Origin of the sequence: Pseudomonas sp. GV047, assembly GCF_003058245.1 — a bacterium.
Taxonomy (GTDB): Bacteria; Pseudomonadota; Gammaproteobacteria; order Pseudomonadales; family Pseudomonadaceae; genus Aquipseudomonas; species Aquipseudomonas marginalis.
Map to the genome: position 1 here is coordinate 252,179 of NZ_QCWA01000001.1, position 17,383 is coordinate 269,561.

Annotated in this window: 20 protein-coding genes; 9 read left to right on the forward strand and 11 right to left on the reverse strand. The window is 64.6% G+C overall.

Annotation, left to right across the window (positions count from 1 at the left end; genetic code table 11):
* Positions 1-160 precede the first annotated feature (160 nt).
* From C8K58_RS01260 to hemN, 6 genes are all read left to right on the forward strand, one after another.
* Entirely contained in the window at positions 161-544 is a 384-nt protein-coding gene (locus C8K58_RS01260) for a DUF2946 domain-containing protein (protein WP_108572780.1), read from the forward strand.
* Positions 545-606: 62 nt separating this feature from the next.
* Positions 607-1,152 carry a putative natural product biosynthesis protein gene (locus C8K58_RS01265; protein ID WP_108572781.1) on the forward strand — a complete coding sequence of 182 codons (546 nt, stop codon included), beginning with the start codon at positions 607-609 and terminating at the stop codon, positions 1,150-1,152.
* A gap of 170 nt (positions 1,153-1,322) precedes the next feature.
* On the forward strand, positions 1,323-2,639 hold the full coding sequence (locus C8K58_RS01270; RefSeq protein WP_092357338.1) for an OprD family outer membrane porin: 1,317 nt from the start codon (positions 1,323-1,325) through the stop codon (positions 2,637-2,639).
* A gap of 95 nt (positions 2,640-2,734) precedes the next feature.
* Positions 2,735-3,178 (forward strand): hypothetical protein, encoded by a 444-nt coding sequence (locus C8K58_RS01275; protein ID WP_098479228.1) that lies wholly within the window; start codon positions 2,735-2,737, stop codon positions 3,176-3,178.
* 77 nt (positions 3,179-3,255) lie between these two features.
* Complete coding sequence (locus tag C8K58_RS01280) at positions 3,256-4,371, forward strand: coproporphyrinogen III oxidase (protein ID WP_081744468.1); 1,116 nt, start codon at positions 3,256-3,258, stop codon at positions 4,369-4,371.
* Positions 4,358-5,743 carry an oxygen-independent coproporphyrinogen III oxidase gene (gene hemN / locus C8K58_RS01285; protein ID WP_027607208.1) on the forward strand — a complete coding sequence of 462 codons (1,386 nt, stop codon included), beginning with the start codon at positions 4,358-4,360 and terminating at the stop codon, positions 5,741-5,743. Before C8K58_RS01280 ends, hemN begins: the two co-directional genes overlap by 14 nt.
* A 308-nt stretch (positions 5,744-6,051) precedes the next feature.
* Here hemN and C8K58_RS01290 read toward each other — a convergent pair whose 3' ends face one another.
* Genes C8K58_RS01290 through C8K58_RS01340 form a run of 11 tightly spaced genes read right to left on the reverse strand, consistent with a single transcriptional unit; the run spans position 6,052 to position 14,871 of the window.
* Positions 6,052-7,506 (reverse strand): nitrite reductase, encoded by a 1,455-nt coding sequence (locus C8K58_RS01290; RefSeq protein ID WP_108572782.1) that lies wholly within the window; start codon positions 7,504-7,506, stop codon positions 6,052-6,054.
* Positions 7,503-8,342: a uroporphyrinogen-III C-methyltransferase gene (gene cobA, locus C8K58_RS01295; RefSeq protein WP_098479230.1), complete on the reverse strand. Its 840-nt coding sequence runs from the start codon at positions 8,340-8,342 to the stop codon at positions 7,503-7,505. Before cobA ends, C8K58_RS01290 begins: the two co-directional genes overlap by 4 nt.
* A 44-nt stretch (positions 8,343-8,386) precedes the next feature.
* Complete coding sequence (gene nirJ / locus C8K58_RS01300; protein ID WP_027607205.1) at positions 8,387-9,568, reverse strand: heme d1 biosynthesis radical SAM protein NirJ; 1,182 nt, start codon at positions 9,566-9,568, stop codon at positions 8,387-8,389.
* Positions 9,569-9,571: 3 nt separating this feature from the next.
* A complete protein-coding gene (locus tag C8K58_RS01305; RefSeq protein WP_027607204.1) occupies positions 9,572-10,081 on the reverse strand; it encodes an Lrp/AsnC family transcriptional regulator in 510 nt (169 codons plus the stop codon).
* Positions 10,056-10,499 (reverse strand): Lrp/AsnC family transcriptional regulator, encoded by a 444-nt coding sequence (locus C8K58_RS01310; RefSeq protein ID WP_027607203.1) that lies wholly within the window; start codon positions 10,497-10,499, stop codon positions 10,056-10,058. Before C8K58_RS01310 ends, C8K58_RS01305 begins: the two co-directional genes overlap by 26 nt.
* Complete coding sequence (locus tag C8K58_RS01315) at positions 10,492-11,007, reverse strand: Lrp/AsnC family transcriptional regulator (protein WP_027607202.1); 516 nt, start codon at positions 11,005-11,007, stop codon at positions 10,492-10,494. Before C8K58_RS01315 ends, C8K58_RS01310 begins: the two co-directional genes overlap by 8 nt.
* Positions 11,004-11,462 carry an Lrp/AsnC family transcriptional regulator gene (locus C8K58_RS01320; protein WP_027607201.1) on the reverse strand — a complete coding sequence of 153 codons (459 nt, stop codon included), beginning with the start codon at positions 11,460-11,462 and terminating at the stop codon, positions 11,004-11,006. Before C8K58_RS01320 ends, C8K58_RS01315 begins: the two co-directional genes overlap by 4 nt.
* A gap of 1 nt (position 11,463) precedes the next feature.
* Positions 11,464-12,633 carry a cytochrome D1 domain-containing protein gene (locus C8K58_RS01325; RefSeq protein ID WP_092357326.1) on the reverse strand — a complete coding sequence of 390 codons (1,170 nt, stop codon included), beginning with the start codon at positions 12,631-12,633 and terminating at the stop codon, positions 11,464-11,466.
* Positions 12,630-12,947 (reverse strand): cytochrome c, encoded by a 318-nt coding sequence (locus C8K58_RS01330; RefSeq protein WP_027607199.1) that lies wholly within the window; start codon positions 12,945-12,947, stop codon positions 12,630-12,632. The genes C8K58_RS01325 and C8K58_RS01330 overlap by 4 nt, the downstream gene beginning before the upstream one ends.
* 16 nt (positions 12,948-12,963) lie before the next feature.
* Positions 12,964-13,278, reverse strand: a complete 315-nt coding sequence (locus C8K58_RS01335; RefSeq protein WP_098479231.1) for a c-type cytochrome — start codon at positions 13,276-13,278, stop codon at positions 12,964-12,966.
* Between the two features lie 24 nt (positions 13,279-13,302).
* Positions 13,303-14,871, reverse strand: coding sequence for a cytochrome D1 domain-containing protein (locus tag C8K58_RS01340; RefSeq protein ID WP_256592517.1), 1,569 nt, complete (start codon positions 14,869-14,871; stop codon positions 13,303-13,305).
* Positions 14,872-15,171: 300 nt separating this feature from the next.
* Here C8K58_RS01340 and C8K58_RS01345 point away from each other — a divergent pair, with 300 nt between their 5' ends.
* From C8K58_RS01345 to C8K58_RS01355, 3 genes are read left to right on the forward strand one after another with little or no spacing between them, the layout of a single operon-like run.
* Positions 15,172-15,948: a CbbQ/NirQ/NorQ/GpvN family protein gene (locus C8K58_RS01345; protein WP_027607196.1), complete on the forward strand. Its 777-nt coding sequence runs from the start codon at positions 15,172-15,174 to the stop codon at positions 15,946-15,948.
* Positions 15,932-16,495, forward strand: a complete 564-nt coding sequence (locus tag C8K58_RS01350) for a cytochrome c oxidase subunit 3 (protein WP_027607195.1) — start codon at positions 15,932-15,934, stop codon at positions 16,493-16,495. The genes C8K58_RS01345 and C8K58_RS01350 overlap by 17 nt, the downstream gene beginning before the upstream one ends.
* Before the next feature lie 43 nt (positions 16,496-16,538).
* On the forward strand, positions 16,539-16,745 hold the full coding sequence (locus tag C8K58_RS01355) for a cytochrome C oxidase subunit IV family protein (protein WP_315899049.1): 207 nt from the start codon (positions 16,539-16,541) through the stop codon (positions 16,743-16,745).
* The last annotated feature ends 638 nt before the right edge of the window (positions 16,746-17,383 follow it).

A 17,383-nucleotide genomic window follows, 5' to 3' on the forward strand; every position in this document is an offset into this window, starting at 1 on the left:
GCCCGCATTGCGCGAAATCAACTCGGCGGGCTTTGAATAGGAGTAAACGAGGAGGGCGCCAAGTCTACCAACCCTGGCCAGCCCGCGTAATCTGCGACGTTCTGCCACAGGGGCACGCTGGATTTCATCCTTTTGCACCGCTGGTGGTAGAGTCGCCGCCATGAAATCGAGCCGCCCCGACCGTTCCCTGATCGTCTGGACCCTGTACTTCTGCGTGCTGATGAACCTGTTCGTGTGCGGTTTGGGCCATGGCCAGATGACCGGCCAGCAGCTCAATGGCATCGGTGGCGCGTTCTGCGCAGTGGGCGGCCAACAGGCGCCACTTTCCGACAAAGGGCTGGGCGCCCCGTTTTCCAGTAACATCTCGAACTACTTTGCCTGCCCGGTGTGCAACGCCGTGACCGTCGCGCTGGTGTTCCTGATCGGCCTGGCCTGGTTGCTGGGCCTGGGGCAGGCCCCACGCCCGGCCCATGAGCAGCGCAACAAGGCGCCGCCGCGTTATTCCTGGCCTTCGGCCAACCCCCGCGCATCCCCCGCATTCTGACGTGTGCCTTGGGCCTCCTGTGAACAGGGGGCGTTCTATCGTCACGACTGTGAGTGCGCTTTATGAACCATCACTTGCCTGCCGGCGCCAGCCGTCTGGTCAGCCAGGCGTCCCGTCGCCTGCGCGCGGAACCGGCACGCCCGGACTACCCGAGCAATGCCCGCTGCTTTGTGCACCTGGATGCACGCCTGTTGCCGTATTGGCACACCCTGTTCGACATCTGCCCGACGCTGCTCAAGCTCGACCCGCCCGAGGGCCTGAACCTGTTTCGCAGCTTCATGACCTGGGCCTATCGCAACCAGCCGGCCCAGGACTGGACCTGGCACCTGAACCTGTGCCGTTGGCTGCTGGCGTCGCCGTATCGCGGGCAGATTGATGAAGAGCCCATCGAGACCTTCATGGCCGCTGCGGCGGCGCGTTGGATCAGTACGGATGACAGCCAGGCCCAGGGGGTGGTCCTGGCCTGGCAGGGCTTGATGGTGTTCGATTGGAAGGACGTGCGCAGTGCCGCCGCCGAACAACAGGCACTCCCCGCCACGCAATGGGATTTTGCCTGGTGTCCGCTCGCCTCCCCAGGGGTCTTCCAGGGCTGGTTGCCGGTGCCTTGAACGAGCGGGATTGTTACGTAAAGCGCAACAGTGATTGACGGTTTTGGCGGCTGTTTCCCCACGGCCCAAGGCTATACCGTGCGCGCACCCGTTGAATGCAGCACCACCCGACCGACAAACAACAGGGTTGGGCTGTAACGGGGTCGCCTCAATCACTTCACGGAGCCTTCATGAAACACACCACGTGCCTGGCGCTCGCCGTCTCCTTCGGCGCCGCGCAGCAGGCGGCTGCATCGGGTTTTATCGATGACAGCAAAGCCACCCTCGACCTGCGCAATTTCTATTACAACCAGGACACCCGCAACACCAGGGCGCCGTCGGACAGAGAGTGGGGCCAGGCCTTCATGTTCAACTACCAGTCCGGTTTCACCGAGGGCCTGGTGGGCTTCGGCCTGGACCTGCAGGCCATGTATGGCCTGCGCCTGGATGCCTCGGGGCGCGCCGGCAAGGCCGGTGAAGACAACACCCCCGGCAGCGTCTTCCCGTTGTCCGATGGCAAGGCCGCCCATGACTTCAGCAAGACCGGCGCCACCGGCAAGGTGCGCATCTCGCAAACCCAGCTCAAGGTCGGCACCCTGATGCCGAAGATGCCGGTGCTGATGTCCGAAGACGGCCGCTTGTTGCCGCAGACCTTCCGTGGCTATCAGGTCGACTCCAGGGACCTCAAGGACTTCAACCTGATCGCCGGCAAAATGGAGCAGGTGCTCGACCGCAACTCCAGCAACGGCCAGGGCCTGTCGATCGCCGGGGCCAACGACCCGGCCAAGGGCCGGTTCAGCAACCAGTTCTACTACGGCGGGGTGGATTACGCCGTCAGCAGGCAACTGCAAGTGCAGTACTACTACGCGACCCTGGAGAATTTCTACCAGCAGCATTTCGTCGGCCTGGTGCACAACTGGCAGTTGCCGGTGGGGCAGCTCAAGACCGATCTGCGTTACTTCTACAGCACCGCCGACGGCAAGAACGGCAGCGCCGCCGGGCGCGATGAAGGCTATGTGAGTTCCGGGTATTACGCGCCGGGCGTCAACTCGGGCAAGGTCGACAACCGCCTGTGGAGCGCGATGTTGACCTATGGCGTGCACGGGCATTCCGTGGGCCTGGGGTATCAGAAAACCACCGGCGCAAGTGACTTTCCCCACATCAACCAGGGCCAGGGCCGTTCGCTGTACCTGATCACCAACGCCCAGTCGTTGAAGTTCGTCAACGCCGGCGAACAGGCGACGGTGGGTAACTACACCTATGACTTTACCGGCCTGGGCGTTCCGGGCCTGAAGTCGAGCGTGACCTATATCCACGGCAGCAACATCCGCGCGGCGCGTCGCGACAACAGCGAGTGGGAGCGCGATGTGCGTGTCGACTACGTGATCCCCACGGGCACGTTCAAGGGCCTGGGCCTGACCTGGCGCAGCGCCGTGCTGCGCGGCAATGACACCGCCGACAAGGATGAGACGCGGCTGATCGTCAGCTACAGCCTGCCGTTGCTGTAAGCCCGGCAGGAGCAACGCTTGACCGGCATCAAGGCCGCCCCGTGCGCCAGCCCGCACACTGGGCTCCCCACGGCCGGTCCCTCTGCGAGGCTTGCATGCTCTACCTCCTGTTGCTATTGGCCCACCTGTTCGCCGCGCTGATCTTTATCGGCACGGTGTTCTTCGAAGTGCTGATCCTCGGGCACCTGCACCAGCACTTGCCGATGCGGGTGACGGTGCTGGTGGAGCAGGGCGTCGCCCGGCGTGCCCGGGTGTTGATGCCGTGGGTGTTGCTGGTGCTGTTCGGCGCCGGGCTCGGCATGGTCTGGCTGCGCTACCTACCGGCGTTGTCGGCCCCGCTGGCGTCCGCGTTCGGCACGTTGCTGAGCCTCAAGTTGATCCTGGCCGCCAGTGTGCTGCTGCACTTCCTGGTGACCATGGCGCGGATGCGCCGGGGCAAGGTCAGTGCGCGCTATAGCCATTTCATTCACCTGAGCTTGTTTGTGCACATGGTCGCCATTGTGCTGCTGGCCAAGGGCATGTTTTACCTCAGCTGGTAACGACCTTGATGCATATCAAGGTGCGCGCAGCGGTCGCACCGGACAATGGACCACCGCCGCCCGTTCCGGAGTCCGCCATGCGCACCCATCTTCATCCCACCCGCTTTCGTCAGGACCAGGGCGTGCTGGACCTGGCGTGCCAGACGGACACGCGCCGCTTCCATGCCGGCGTCGGCTCGCTCGACCTGCTGCGCGCCCTGCGCGACAGCCGCCAGCGCCAGCGGCCCCTGGCGCTGAACCTGCACTGGCCGGCAAGCGATGCCGGCGCTGAGTACCTGCAGAGCCTCACCCAGGAAATCCAGCTGATCGGCTGCCAGCTCGGCCCGCGCCAACCAGTCGAGCACTTTCACCTGCGCGGCACCACACCGACGATCGAGCAGGTGTGCACGGTGCTGGAACACCTGCACAGCCGCTTCAACTTTCTCGACCACGACCGTGGCGACTACCGAATCGACCTCGACCCCTGGCACATCGACTGGGCCACCATGGGCCTGTTGCGCGACCAGGGTTTCAACCACGCCAGCATCGGCGTGCCCGACGCCAACCGGGACGGGCCGCTGTCCCAGGCACGCTATCAGGACCCGGCGCCCATCGAGTCGCTGGTGGATGCGGCGCGGACCTTCGGGTTTCGCTCAGTGAACATCGACCTCGGCTACGGCCATGCCTGGCAGACGCCGGCCAGTTTCGAGCAGAAACTGGCCAGCCTGATCGCCCTGGAGCCTGACCGCCTGCAACTGTTCGATTACGCCCAGCCACCGGTGCGCTACCAGGGCCGGCAATCCCAGGCGTTTTGCAGCGCGGCGGATAAACGCGCGATGCGCCGCAGCGGTTTTGAACACCTGGCCGCCGCCGGGTACCACTACATCGGCCTGGGCCAGTTCGCCCGCACCGACGATGACCTCAAACAGGCCCAGGAGCGCGGCCGCCTCAGCCGTAATTGCGAAGGCTTCACCCTGCACGGCTACTGCGATCACATCGGCTTTGGCCTGGGGGCCATCAGCCAGATCGACACGCTGTGTGTCCAGAACACCCTGGATGCCCGTGAGTACTGCGCTCAGCTGAGCAACGGCCAGCTCGCCACCTGTTGTGGCGGGTTTCACGAAACCGCCGACCCGGCGCGTCTGTACGTCACCCAGCCCCTGACCACCCCCGTCAGCGCCAACGACGAGGTGATCGACCATGACGGCGTTTGAGTTCGACCGTGCCCTGGTGCACAAATACGACCGCCCGGGGCCGCGCTACACCTCGTACCCGACCGCGCCGCAGTTCAACAGCGCGTTTGCCCTGGACGACTATCACCAGGCCGTGCGCGCCAGTCACCAACTCGCCGCGCCCAAGGCGTTGTCGGTGTACATCCACATTCCGTTCTGCCAGAGCCTTTGCTACTACTGCGGCTGCCACAAGATCATCACCCGCAAGACCCATCGCGCCGTCGAGTATGTGGCGTACCTCAAGCGCGAGATCCAGATGCAGGGCGCGTTGTTCGAGCGCTCGCGGCGCCTGACCCAGTTGCACCTGGGCGGCGGCACCCCGACGTATCTGGACGATGCGCAACTGGCCGAACTGATGGCCTGCCTGGCGGACAACTTCAGCCTGGATGACAGCGACGCCCATGAGTTCTCCATCGAGGTCGACCCGCGCACCATCAGCCTCGAGCGCATCAACACCCTGCGCCGCCTGGGCTTCAATCGCCTGAGTTTCGGCGTGCAGGACTTCGACCCCGACGTACAGGCCGCCGTGAATCGCGTGCAAAGCGAAGCGCAGATCCTGCAACTGGTGGCGGCGGCCCGCGAGGCACGCTTCAAGTCGGTGAGTGTCGACCTGATCTACGGCCTGCCCCTGCAAACCGTGGCCAGCTTCGACGTGACCCTGAGCAAGCTGATCGCCCTGCGGCCCGACCGCGTGGCCGCCTACAGCTACGCACACTTGCCGAGCCAGATCCGCGCCCAGCGCATGATCCGTCCCGAAGACATGCCACCCCCGGCGCGCAAGCTGGAGCTGCTGGAACTGACCATTCGCCGCCTCACCGAGGCCGGTTACATCTACATCGGCATGGACCACTTCGCCCTGCCCGACGATGAGCTGGCACTGGCCCGCGCCAACGGCAGCCTGCAACGCAACTTCCAGGGCTACTCCACCCATGCCGATTGCGACCTGATCGGCCTGGGCGTATCGGCCATCGGCAAGGTCGGCGACAGCTACAGCCAGAGCGTCAAGGAGCTGTCCCAGTACTACGCGCGCATCGATGCGGGCATGTTGCCGGTGCAGCGCGGTTACCGGCTCAACCCCGATGACGTACTGCGCCGCGAGGTGATCAATGGGTTGATGTGCGACGGCCGCGTCGATGTCGCCCAGGTGGAAGCGGCCCATGGCATTCGGTTCAATGAGTATTTTGCCCAAGCGTTGACGCAGCTGGACGAGCAAGTGGCGGACGGCTTATTACTGGTCCAGGACGACGCGCTGCAACTGCTGCCCAAGGGCCAACTGATGGTGCGCAGCGTGGCCATGGCCTTCGACGCCTACCTGGGCGGTGCCCACAAAGGCCAATTCTCCCGTACCGTCTGACACTCCTCGTTAGCAGTGTGTCAGCCAACACCTCTACCAGCTGTGCCGCCGCCATCGAAGCCTCGCTAAAGCTCGACATCTCCCACAGGGATCAGCGGCGCCCATCAGATCTACAGCCGGGCCACTTTCTACCTGCCAACCGCGACCAAATGTGGGAGGGGCTTGCCCCCGATAGTGGTGGGTCAGCCAACATCTCTGCCGGCAGTGCCACCGCCATCGAAGCCTCGCTGAAGCTCGACATCTCCCACAGGGGACCGGCGGTGCCCATGCGCTCTACGACCTGGCCGCTTCCTGCCTGTCACCCGTGTTCAATGCGATGTCCCTTCCGCAAACTCCACCTTATTGCCCACGTTGTACTTGCCCGACGGCTTATTCATGGGAATGCGCTTCACCTCCTCGAGCGTCTGGCTGTCATACACAATCAGCGCCCCCTCCGTGGCCCAGATGCTCAGCAACACATACCGCCCATCCCGGGTGAATTCCACATGGGCTGCCGTCTTGCCCGGCACTGGCCTCAGGGTGTGGGCGATCTCGAGGGTCTGCTTGTCGATCAGGTGAATCGCATCATTGTCCGGCCCGAAAAACACGTCGCTCCACACATAGCGCGAGTTCACATGGCTGCGCATGAAAAAGCCCGGCCCGAGGGTGGGGGTCTGTTTGATCAGGCTCCAGGTCTTGAGGTCGATCACCGAGATTTGCCCCTTGCTGATATTCGGCGTGGCAAACACCCATTGTCCGTTGCGTTGCCAATACGTCCCCGAGCCCAGGTGCGGCATACCGGACAGCGGGATATCGGTGACCACGCGGCCGCTGCCCAGGTCGATCACCTGGCCGCCGCCGGCCTTGCGTGAGGTGGCGATCAGTTGGCGGTAATCGGGCGAGAACGAGAAGTCATCGAGCACATCCTGGGTCTGGATGCGCCGGGGCTCGAAACTGGGCCGAGCATCGGCATAGGACAATTCCCAGACCTCGTTCACGTCCTTGAGCGCGACGATAAAGCTGTTGCGCGGTGGCGCGGTGTACACCGCACTGACCCGTGAGCCGGTGTCCAGGGTCTTGACCAGCGACAGGTCGCGCGCATCCAGCAGCACCAGGTTGCCCGGCAGGTAATTGCCCGCCAGCACCCAGCGGCCATCCTTGCTCACCGCCAGGTTGCGGGTGTTGAGGCCCACGCGGATCTCGGCGATCAACTTGAGGTTGTGCAGGTCGTACTGGCTGATCCAGCCGTCCCGCGAGGCGAAGTACACAAAGCGTCCGTCCGGGGAGAATTTCGGCCCGCCGTGCACCGCGAAGTGGGTAGGGAAACGGTCCAGCACGGCAAAGGTGTCGCCGTCGAGAATATCCATGTGATGGTCGCCGGACTCCACCACCACAAACAGGTTGAGCGGGTCGGCGTGATGTTGCGGCGTGCTCGGCAATTGGCGCAGGTCCGCCAGCACGCTGTGGCTGGTGCGGATGTCATGCTCGTTCCACGTCGCCGGTGAGTCAGGCGGCTGTTGCAGAAACTGCGCCAGCCCATCCATCTGCGCGGCGCTCAGTTGCGCACTGAACGCGGCCATCTGGCTGGCGGGCCGGCCTTGTTCGATGACCTTGCGCACTTCATCCGGCTTGATTCGCCCCAGGCTCTCCGGCAGCAGCGCCGGGCCGGTGGCGCCGATGCGATTAAGCCCGTGGCAGCTTTCGCAATACTGGCGGTAGTCCTGCGCGGGCGTAGCGTGTGCGGCCGTCGCCCACAGCAGCGGCACCAGCAGCAGGCGTTTCATACCGCCACCGCTTCACGGGCCGGTGCCAGGCTGGCGGGGAAGTGCAGGGCGGCGTCGGCAAACAGGTTGACGACGTGGCCGATCACCGTCAGCGTCGGTACGCCGGGTTCGCAGTCGGCGGCCAGGGTGGGCAACTGGCGCAGGGTGCCACGGGCCACCTGTTGATCGGCGCGTGCACCGTTGCTGATCAGGGCGGCCGGTGTGTCCCCGGGCAAACCGGCCGCCACCAAATGCTCGGCGATCAGTGCCAGGTTCGACAGGCCCATGTAGAACACCAGGGTCTGGCTCGGCTCGGCCAGGCTGGCCCATGGCAGTTTCAACGCACCGTCGCGTTGCAGGTGGCCGGTGACGAAACGGCACGAATTGACCAGCTCGCGGTGGGTCAGCGGGATACCGGCATAGGCGCTGCAGCCGGAGGCGGCGGTGATGCCCGGCACCACCTGGCACGGGATACCGCGCGCGAGCAGGTACTCCAGCTCCTCGGCGCCGCGCCCGAAGATAAACGGGTCGCCGCCCTTGAGGCGCACCACCCGCTGGCCCTGGTCGGCCAACTCAGCCAGCAGTTCATTGAGTTGATCCTGGGGCAGGCTGTGGCAACCGCTGGCCTTGCCCACGTAATGACGGGCGCAGGTCAACGGGATCAGCGCGAGCAGTTCGGCACTGATCAGCCGGTCGAACACCACCGCGTCGGCCTGCATCAACAGGCTCCAGGCGCGCAGGGTCAGCAGGCGCGGGTCACCGGGGCCGGCGCCCACCAACGCGACTTCGCCGGGGTGCAAGGGGCTGTGCAGACTGGCTGGCAGGCCAGTGGAGAAGGGGGCAGTTGAAGTGTGCATGGGACGTCCTTGGTTCATCATCAGGTAGGCGGCCCCCGGTTGTGTCACCGGGTGGTCGAGCAAGGGATCAGGTTGAGGGGCTGGCGCGCGATCTCGGCGTCGCTGAAATAGCAACCGGGGTCCGGGCCCCACAGGTCGCCATCGGCCCAGGCGCGGGTGCGGGTATTGCCGTTGCAGATCGCCAGCCAGCGGCACTCGGCGCAGCGCCCGCCAATGCTGCGCGGGTGTTCGCGCAGGCGCAGCAGCAACGGGTCGGGCTGCTCCAGCCAGAGTTGGCGGAAGGTGGTGTTGCGCACATTGCCCACCGATTGCTGCCACCAGTAGGTGTCCGGGTGCACCTCGCCGGTGTTGTCGATATTGGCGATGCCGCTGCCCGAGGCATTGCCGCCCCAGGCATGCAGCAGGTGTTCAAGCTGCGGGTAGTGTTCGGGCAGGTGCTGGTGCACCCATTGCAGCAACAGCACGGCGTCGGCGTCGTTGTTGCCGCTGACGAAATCGCTGTCCACGCCGTGTTGAATATCGCTCCAGGCCTGCTGGAAAATCAGCGCCATGGCCTCGCGGCTCATCTGCCGGTGCGCATCCAGTTGGCGGCTGCGTTTGCCGCGCCCGCTGTAGTTGAGGTGCGACAGGTAGAACTTCTGCACGTCATAGGTGCGCATCAGCGCCAGCAACTGCGGCAGCTGCCCATGGTTGTCCTGGGTCAGGGTGGTGCGCAGGCCCACGCGAATCCCGGCTTCGCGGCACAGGCGGATGGCGTGCATGGAGCGCTGGAAACTGCCGTGCAGTTGGCGAAACGCGTCGTGGGTCGCTTCCAGGCCGTCGATGCTGATGCCCACGTAGTCGAAACGGGCGTCGGCGATCTGCTGGATGTTGTGCTCATCGATCAGCGTGCCGTTGGTCGACAGTGCGACGAAAAAACCTTTGTCACGGGCATAGGCACTCAGCACGAAGAGGTCTTTGCGCAGCAGCGGCTCGCCCCCGGACAGGATCAACACGCGCACCCCGGCGTCGTGCAAATCGTCGATCACCCGCAATGCTGCCGGGGTGTCGAGCTCATCGCGAAACACGCTGTCGGCGCTGGTGGCGTAGCAGTGCTTGCAGGTGAGATTGCAGCGCCGCAGCAGGTTCCAGATCACCACCGGCGGCCGCTCACTGCCAGGGGGCGAGGTGCGCGGCGGAGGGCATTGACCGGCGAGGGTGCGCAGGTACTGACTGATTCGCAGCATGGGCTATTCCTTTGAGTGCGCCGGCGTCAGGCGCAGGCCGGTTTTTTTCAGGATGCGGCTGCTCACCAGCATCTCGTCGGCGCGGCAGGCCTCCCCCAGCAGGAAACGCAGGTGCTCGCGGTAGCTGTCGATTTCTTCGCGGCTGCGGCCATGCACCATGGCGAACAGGTTGTAGGGCCAGTCCGGGCGCCGGGGGCGACGGTAGCAATGGCTGACAAACGGCTGGGCGCCGAGCAGTTCTCCCAGGCGCGGCAGGTGCACATCGGCCACGTCCCACACCGTCATGCCGTTATGCCGATAGCCCAGGCGGTAGTGGTTGGGCACCGCGGCGATACGTCGGATCGCACCTTCGGCCTGCAGGCGCTTGAGCAGGTCGAGGGTCGACTCGACGCTGATGCCCAGTTGCTCGGCGAGCCAGGCCCATGGGTCCTCCACCAGCGGCAGGCCGCTTTGGGTGAGGGCGACCAGTTGCAGGGCCAGGGTGTTGTCAGACCGGGAAATACAGACCGACATGGTAGGTGTGCTCCTTCGGCAGGTTGAGCACCGCCAGCCCGGTCAGGGCCTCGATGCACGACAGGGTATCGGCCAGCTCCTGCGCGGTGGCGCAGGCCAGCACGAACCACATGTTCCAGCGGTGTTCGCGGCGGTAGTTGTGGGCCACCTGGGGCAGGGCGTTGAGCTGCTCGGCGACCGCATCAAAGCGCGCCTCGGGTACGGCGAGCGCCGCGAGGGTGAAAGCGCCGCCGAGACGCTCGATATCGAACATCGGGCCGAAGCGCGTGAGCATGCCGTCTTCGAGCAAGTCGTGCAGGCGGTCGAGCAGTTCGCTCGCAGGGCAATGCAGTTCCTCGGCCACCTGCTGCCAGGGCTGGCGCACCAGCGGCAGGCCGTGTTGCAGGCGGTTGATCAGTTGTCGATCCAGCTCATCCATGGGCCCATACCTGTGACGGCGGCGGCGCGAAACGCCCACCGCATTGCTTGAAGGCGCGGGTGCTGAACAGCAGTTGGTGGGGCAAGTCGCTGAGCAGATGCTGCTCCAGCAACGCCTGGATCTGCGCCTCGACCACCGCGCGCTCGCGCCCGTGCACCATGCAGAACAGGTTGTAGCGCCACTGCGGCAGGCGCCGCGGGCGCTGGTAACACAGGTTTACGCCGGGCGCGCGGCCCAGGCGCGCACCGACTTCATCGACCAGCGCATCCGGCACATCCAGCACCAGCATGGCATTGGCCACATAGCCCAGGGCGCGGTGATTGAGCACCAGGCCGACGCGACGGAACAGGCCCTGGTCGTGCCATTGCTGCATCTGTTGCAGCACCTGATCGTGGTGGGCACCGATCTGCTCGGCGAGCTCGTCGTAGGGCCGTGGCACGATGGGCAGGCCGCGCTCCAGGCACTGGCGCAGGTCGAGCATCTGCTCGTGGTTCAGTGGCGCGATCACGGCTGCTCTCCGAGGGAGAATCCAAGGTCGATGCGATAGGCGGTGAGCATCGGCAGGTCCAGGGGCGTGAGGCCGGTGTCTTGCTCCAGCTCGTCGAGGATCTGCTGCAGGTGCTGGCGGTGGGGCCCGGTGAGCACGAACCACAGGTTGTAACGGTGCTCGCGGGCATAGTTGTGATTGACCTCCGGGTACTGGCTGACCCGTGCGGCCACTTGTTCCAGGCGCTCGATCGGCACCGCCAGGGCGGCCAGGGTGCTGGCGCCGGCGCGGGAGTGTTCGAACACCGGGCCGATGCGCGACAAGGCGCCGGCCAGTTCCAGGCGTTGCAGGCAGGCCATCACCTCGGCCGCGCTGCAGCCCAGCACCTGGGCCATTTCGCGGTAGGGCTCGGCGCACAGCGGCATGCCGTGCTGGAAGCGTTCGATCAATTGCTGGCTGAGCGAATCAAGGTCCATTTCAATACCCCATTTTTTGCGCGCGCAGGCTGAAGAAAATCCCGCTGGGACTCCGGGCCGGCAGGCTTTTCAGCAGGGTCAGGCGGTACGGATCCCACACTTGCAACTGTTCGCCATCGCGCACCGACAGCCACAGTTGCTCGCCACGCCCGGTGAATTCCATGTGCAGCACACCGGGGCCGGGGCGCAGGTCGGCGACCACCTGGTGGGTTTCGGTGTCGAGCACCTGCACCCGGTCGTTGTCCGGGTAGGCGAAGTTGACCCACAACTGGCGCCCGTCGGGCCGCGCAGTGACAAAGATCGGCTGCCCGGCCACCGGGATCGCCGCCGTCTGCCGCCAGGTGCGCGCGTCCATCACCAGCACCTGGTGACGTCCCACCGCCGGCACGAACGCCTGGTCATCGGCGACGGCCCAGCCCTCCAGGTGGGGCATCTTGTACACCGGCAGCTTGGCCTGGCCCCGGCCGTAGTCCTTGAGTACGCGCACCACGCCGCGCTCCGGGTGCCACAGGTCGAGCTGGGCCATGCCGTCCTCACCGAACAGCCCGGCCATGTAGTAGCGGCCGTCGGCGGTGATCAGCGCGTCATAGGGTTGCTCGCCGACGTCCTTGAAGCGGGTGATGCGCGGCGGGTTGCCGTGGCTGAAGTCGGCGCTCCAGATCTCGCCGGTGTCGAACAGGCTGAACACGAAGCGCTGCCCGGGCGCATCCACCAGGCCGACTACCCGCGAGCGCTTGCCATCGGCCATTTCCGTCGCGGGGATGTCGGCAATGAGTGCCAGGTTCTCGGCGTCGAACACCTTGACCCCGCCCGGCACGTAGTTGGACACAGCGATCAGGCGCCCATCCTGGCTGATGGCGCCGCCGATGCTGTTGCCGCCCTGGACGATGCGCCGCTCGATGCGTTGGCGCAGCAGGTCGATCTTGGTCAGCCCGCCATCGCGGGCAAACACGTAGGCATAGCGCTGGTCGCGGGAAAACACCGCCGAGGCGTGGGACAGGTCGCCCAGCCCCTCGATACGGGCCAGTTCGGTCATGCCGGTGCTCTCGATAATCTGCACGCTGCCACTGGCGCGTTCGATCACCAGGCCCAGGTCACCGCTGCCGCGCAATGCAGGTTGGGCGCAGGCACCCAGCAACAGGCACAGGGATAACAGGGTGGGACGCATCATGGTGGGGGGCTTCCTTGCAATAGGCGGTCGACCAGCCAGGCAATATCGCCGGCACTCAGCAGCGGGCCCCACCCGGGCATGGCGCGGGCGGGGCGGCCGTAGGTCACGGTGGCGATCAGGCTGTCGCGGCTGTGGTGGGCCAGGGCTTGCGGTGTGAGGGCCGGGCCCAGGCCGCCGGTGAGGTGCAGGCCATGGCAGGCCCCGCAATCCTGGGTCAACAGGTGTTCAAGGCGGGCAGCGTCCGGGGTGGCCGCTGCCCGCGCGGGAATCAGCAGGAGCAGCGCCATGGCCGTACCGATCATCGATGCTTGCATGGCGTGCTCCTTGTGCTTATTTCAAGGTCAGGACCCAATCGGCCAACACCTTGGCTTCATCATCGGTGACCTGGTTCGGCGGCATCGGCACCGGTCCCCAGTTGCCCTGGGTGCCGTTCTTGATGTGGCTGGCCAGGGTGGTGGCTGCGTCTTTCACGCCGGCATTCTTGGCGGCGACGTCCTTCAAGGCCGGCCCCACCAGTTTGCCGTCGATCATGTGGCAGCCCACACAGGGTTTGCTGTTGAACAACCCCGGGCCGTCTTGTGCCAACACCGGTTGCAGGCTGAGCGCAGCGGCGGATGCCAGCAGTGCGAGGAGCATATTTTTCATTCGGTGACCTCGTGTTGATGGGGCTCAATAAATGTCGTGTTGGGTGTTGTAGACGTTGAACTTTCCGGTCGGCGTGATCAGGCGCTTGTCGCGGATCACCTGCTTGAGCTTCAAGGTCTTGTCATCGATCACCACCAGCGCCGACTCTTCGGTCTGGCCGTTCCACACCGAGAACCACACCTCGTCACCGGCCTTGTTGTATTCCGGTTGCACCACCCGCAGCGCGCCTTGCTTGATGCCCGAATACTCGGCAATCGGCAGCACGGTGTAGCCCTTGTCCAACTGGTTGATGTCGAACACCGCCACCGACTGGCTGAGCTTGGCGTCGGGGTTGAGGGTGGTGTCGACATACAGGTGATGGGAGTTGGGGTGGGTCTTGATAAACAGCGAACCGCCGCCCTGGCCCTTGAGGGATTCCACCTGTTTCCAGGCGTATTGCGGGTGCTTGACCGGGTCGGTGCCGATCACCGAAATACCGCCGTCGCCCAAGTGGCTGGTGGCCCATACCGGCCCATATTTTGGGTGATTGAAGTTGGCGCCACGGCCGGGATGCGGGGTCTTGCCGACCTCCACCAACGCGGTGAGCTTGCGCTCCCTGGAGTCGATCACCGCGACCTTGTTGGAGTTGTTCGCGGCGGTCATGAAGTAGCGGTGGGTGCTGTCCCAGCCGCCGTCATGCAGGAACGGCGCGGCGTCGATGGTGGTGATGGTGAGGTTCTTGATGTCCTGGTAATTGACCAGCATCACCTTGCCGGTTTCCTTGATATTGACGATGAACTCCGGCCACTCGTGGGAGGCGATGATCGCCGCCACGCGGGGTTCGGGGTGGTATTCCTGCTTATCGACGGTCATGCCCCGAGTGGACACGATCTGCCTGGGCTCCAGGGTTTCGCCATCCATGAGGGTGAACTGCGGCGGCCAGTAGGAACCGGCAATCGCGTACTTGTCTTCGTAGCCCTTGAACTTCGAAGTCTCCACCGAGCGGGCCTCGATGCCCACCTTGATCTCGGCGACTTTGGTCGGCTCCAGGGGCCACAGGTCGATCATGTCGATCTTGGCATCGCGGCCGATCACCAGCAGGTAGCGGCCAGACGCGGAGATACGCGAGATATGCACGGCGTAGCCGGTGTCGATCAGCTTGATGATCTGCTTGGTGTCGCCGTCCACCAGGGCGATCTTGCCGTCGTCGCGCAGGGTGACCGAGAACAGGTTTTGCAGGTTGAGGGTGTTCAGTTGTTTTTTCGGCCGGTCTTCGGGCTTGACCAGCACTTTCCAGGTCTTGAGGGTTTCGGCCATGCCCCATTCCGGCGGGGTGGGCGCGGTGTGCTGGATGAAGGTGGCCATGCTGGTGATCTGCGCCTTGGTCAGCGCATTGGACGTGCCCCAGTTGGGCATGCCGGCCGGGGAACCGTAGGTGATCAGCGCTTCCAGATACGCCTGGCCACGGACCTGGGTGATGTCCGGGGTCAGCGGCTTGCCGGTGGCGCCTTTGCGCAACACACCGTGGCAGCCGGCGCAGCGTTCGAAGTAAATCTGCTTGGAGGCGTCGAACTCAGCCTGGCTCATATCCGGCGCGCCGGGGCTTTTCACCATCCCGGTCGGCGCGTCGCCATGGGCGTTGATGGGCAATGCGAGGGCCAGGGCGCAGCTCAGGCTGGCAAGACTCAGGACCCAGGGTTTTCTGTTGCGAGTCAGCATTCCATATCTCCTCAGGCAAGACCTTTGCGATGCCCGGCGAAGGCGGGGTAGAGCGCAGGTTCTTAGTGCCAGGCAAGACTATGTTGCAGTCGCGCAAGGCTCGCTTGACGGCGATCAAGTTTGCCGTTGTACGTGCTTGCCAGGTTGTCGCAGGGGCCCTTAGCGTGGGGGCTGAACCCGTTGCGAGTACGCGTGATGACCGAGCCCTTCTACCAACCGCTGGATAACGAACAGCAGCTGTTCGAACACGCCTGGCGCCACCACCTGCCGGTGCTGATCAAAGGCCCCACGGGCTGTGGCAAGACGCGCTTCGTGCAGCACATGGCGCACCGCCTGAACCTGCCGCTGTACACCGTGGCCTGCCACGACGACCTCAGCGCCGCCGACCTGCTCGGCCGCCACCTGATCGGCACCGACGGCACCTGGTGGCAGGACGGCCCACTGACCCGCGCCGTGCGCGAAGGCGGGATCTGCTACCTCGACGAAGTGGTGGAAGCGCGCCAGGACACCGCCGTGGTGCTGCACCCGATTGCCGATGAACGCCGCGAACTGTTCCTGGAACGCACCGGCGAAGTGCTCAAGGCGCCGTCGTCGTTCATGCTGGTGGTGTCGTACAACCCCGGCTACCAGAACCTGCTCAAGGGCATGAAACCCAGCACCCGCCAGCGCTTCGTGGCGATGCGGTTTGGTTACCCGCCGGTGGCCGACGAAGAACGCATCGTCGCCCGCGAGGCCGGTGTGGATGTGGCGCTGGCCGCCCAGGTCGTGCGCCTGGGCCAGGCGCTGCGTCGGCTTGACCAGCATGACCTGGAGGAGGTGGCCTCCACCCGGCTGCTGATCTTCACCGCCCGCCTGATCGGCGCCGGCATGAGCCCACGCGAAGCCTGCCTGGCGTGCCTGGCCGAACCGCTGAGCGACGACCCGCAGACCGTCGCCGCGCTGATGGACGTGGTGGATGTGCACTTTGCCTGAACCGCGCCGGCTGCCAGGCGACCTGGCGATGTGGTTTTTTATCCTCGCCGAGCTGTTGGTGTTCGCGATTCTGATCCTCACGTTTGCCGTGACCCAGGCGCTCAAGCCCGAGCTGTTTGCCGCCGGGCGCGCACAGCTGGATACCTCGACCGGGTTGGCGATGACCTTGAGCCTGCTGACCGCAGGCTTGTTGGCCGCGTTGGCGGTGCAGCAGGTGCGATTGCAGTGCCGGCGACGCGGCGCCGGTTTGTTCGTCGCGGCGTTGTTGGTGGCGCTGGTGTATGTGGGGATCAAGCTTGGCGAGTACGCCCACCTGGGCGCTGCCGGACTGGGCCTGGAGCACGGCACGTTTTTTACCTTGTACTGGATACTCACGGGGTTTCATTTCCTGCATGTGCTGCTGGGGATGGTGATTCTCGGGTGGCTGGCGCTGGGCTGCTGGCGCGGCGGGCTGTCGGTCGGCGGGCTGGAGTCGGGGGTGCTGTATTGGCACATGGTGGATCTGGTGTGGGTGGTGTTGTTTCCGCTGGTCTATGTGATTCGCTGAGGTGTGTATGACGGGTTCCCGGACGCTGATCCTGTGTTGGCTGATGTTGGTGGTGCTGAGCGTTGGCACTGTGCTGACGGGGGCGTCCGGGTTGTGGTGGGCGGTGTTGCTGCTGGCGGTGGTCAAGGGGTGGGTGATTGTGGATGGGTTTATGGCGTTGCGGCGTGGGCCAGTGTTGTGGAGATTTTTGATGCTGGGGTGGGGGGTGGTTGTGGTCGCTTTACTGAGTACATATCCGTTATTTGCGTAGCGGCTGCTTACGAGGCTCGGTATGCCCTCACTCCAGATCAAAAGCCAAGCCGCGGCGGCCTTAGAGCCGACCGGTGTTGGGTCTGGTGTACTCGGTTAAAAATGTGGGAGGGGCGGTGCGACGATTCGACTTGCCCCCGATTGCAGTGGGTCAGTACCAAATCCATCAACTGACACTCCCTCATCGGGGGCAAGCCCCCTCCCACATTTGGATCTCCATCCAGCAGGCAGGCCTCAGCCTGCTTTTGCTCTGCTTTTGCTCTGCTTTTGCTCTGCTTTTGCTCTGCTTTTGCTCTGCTTTTGCTCTGGCTTTTGATCTTGATCCTGGGCGCCCCGTCAAACACGCTGGCCGAACGCAGGCTTGAATCCGTGGGTAACCCGGCAGGACGCCGGGTTAGCCGTCCTGGGCCAAGGATGGCCCATGACGGCGGCCCACGGATTCAAGCCGGAGTGAGGGCATGCCGAGCCTAGGCGAGGCACCGAGTGTTGGGACAAGAGCCCTTTGGTTACTTTGGGGCTCTTTTCCAAAGTGACCCGCTGTAAGAGCGGAACCATAGGCCGCCGTTACCTAAATAACGGATATGTACCCAACCCAACCCCAAAAAAATACCCCACCAAAACCATCAACAATTCTTGATC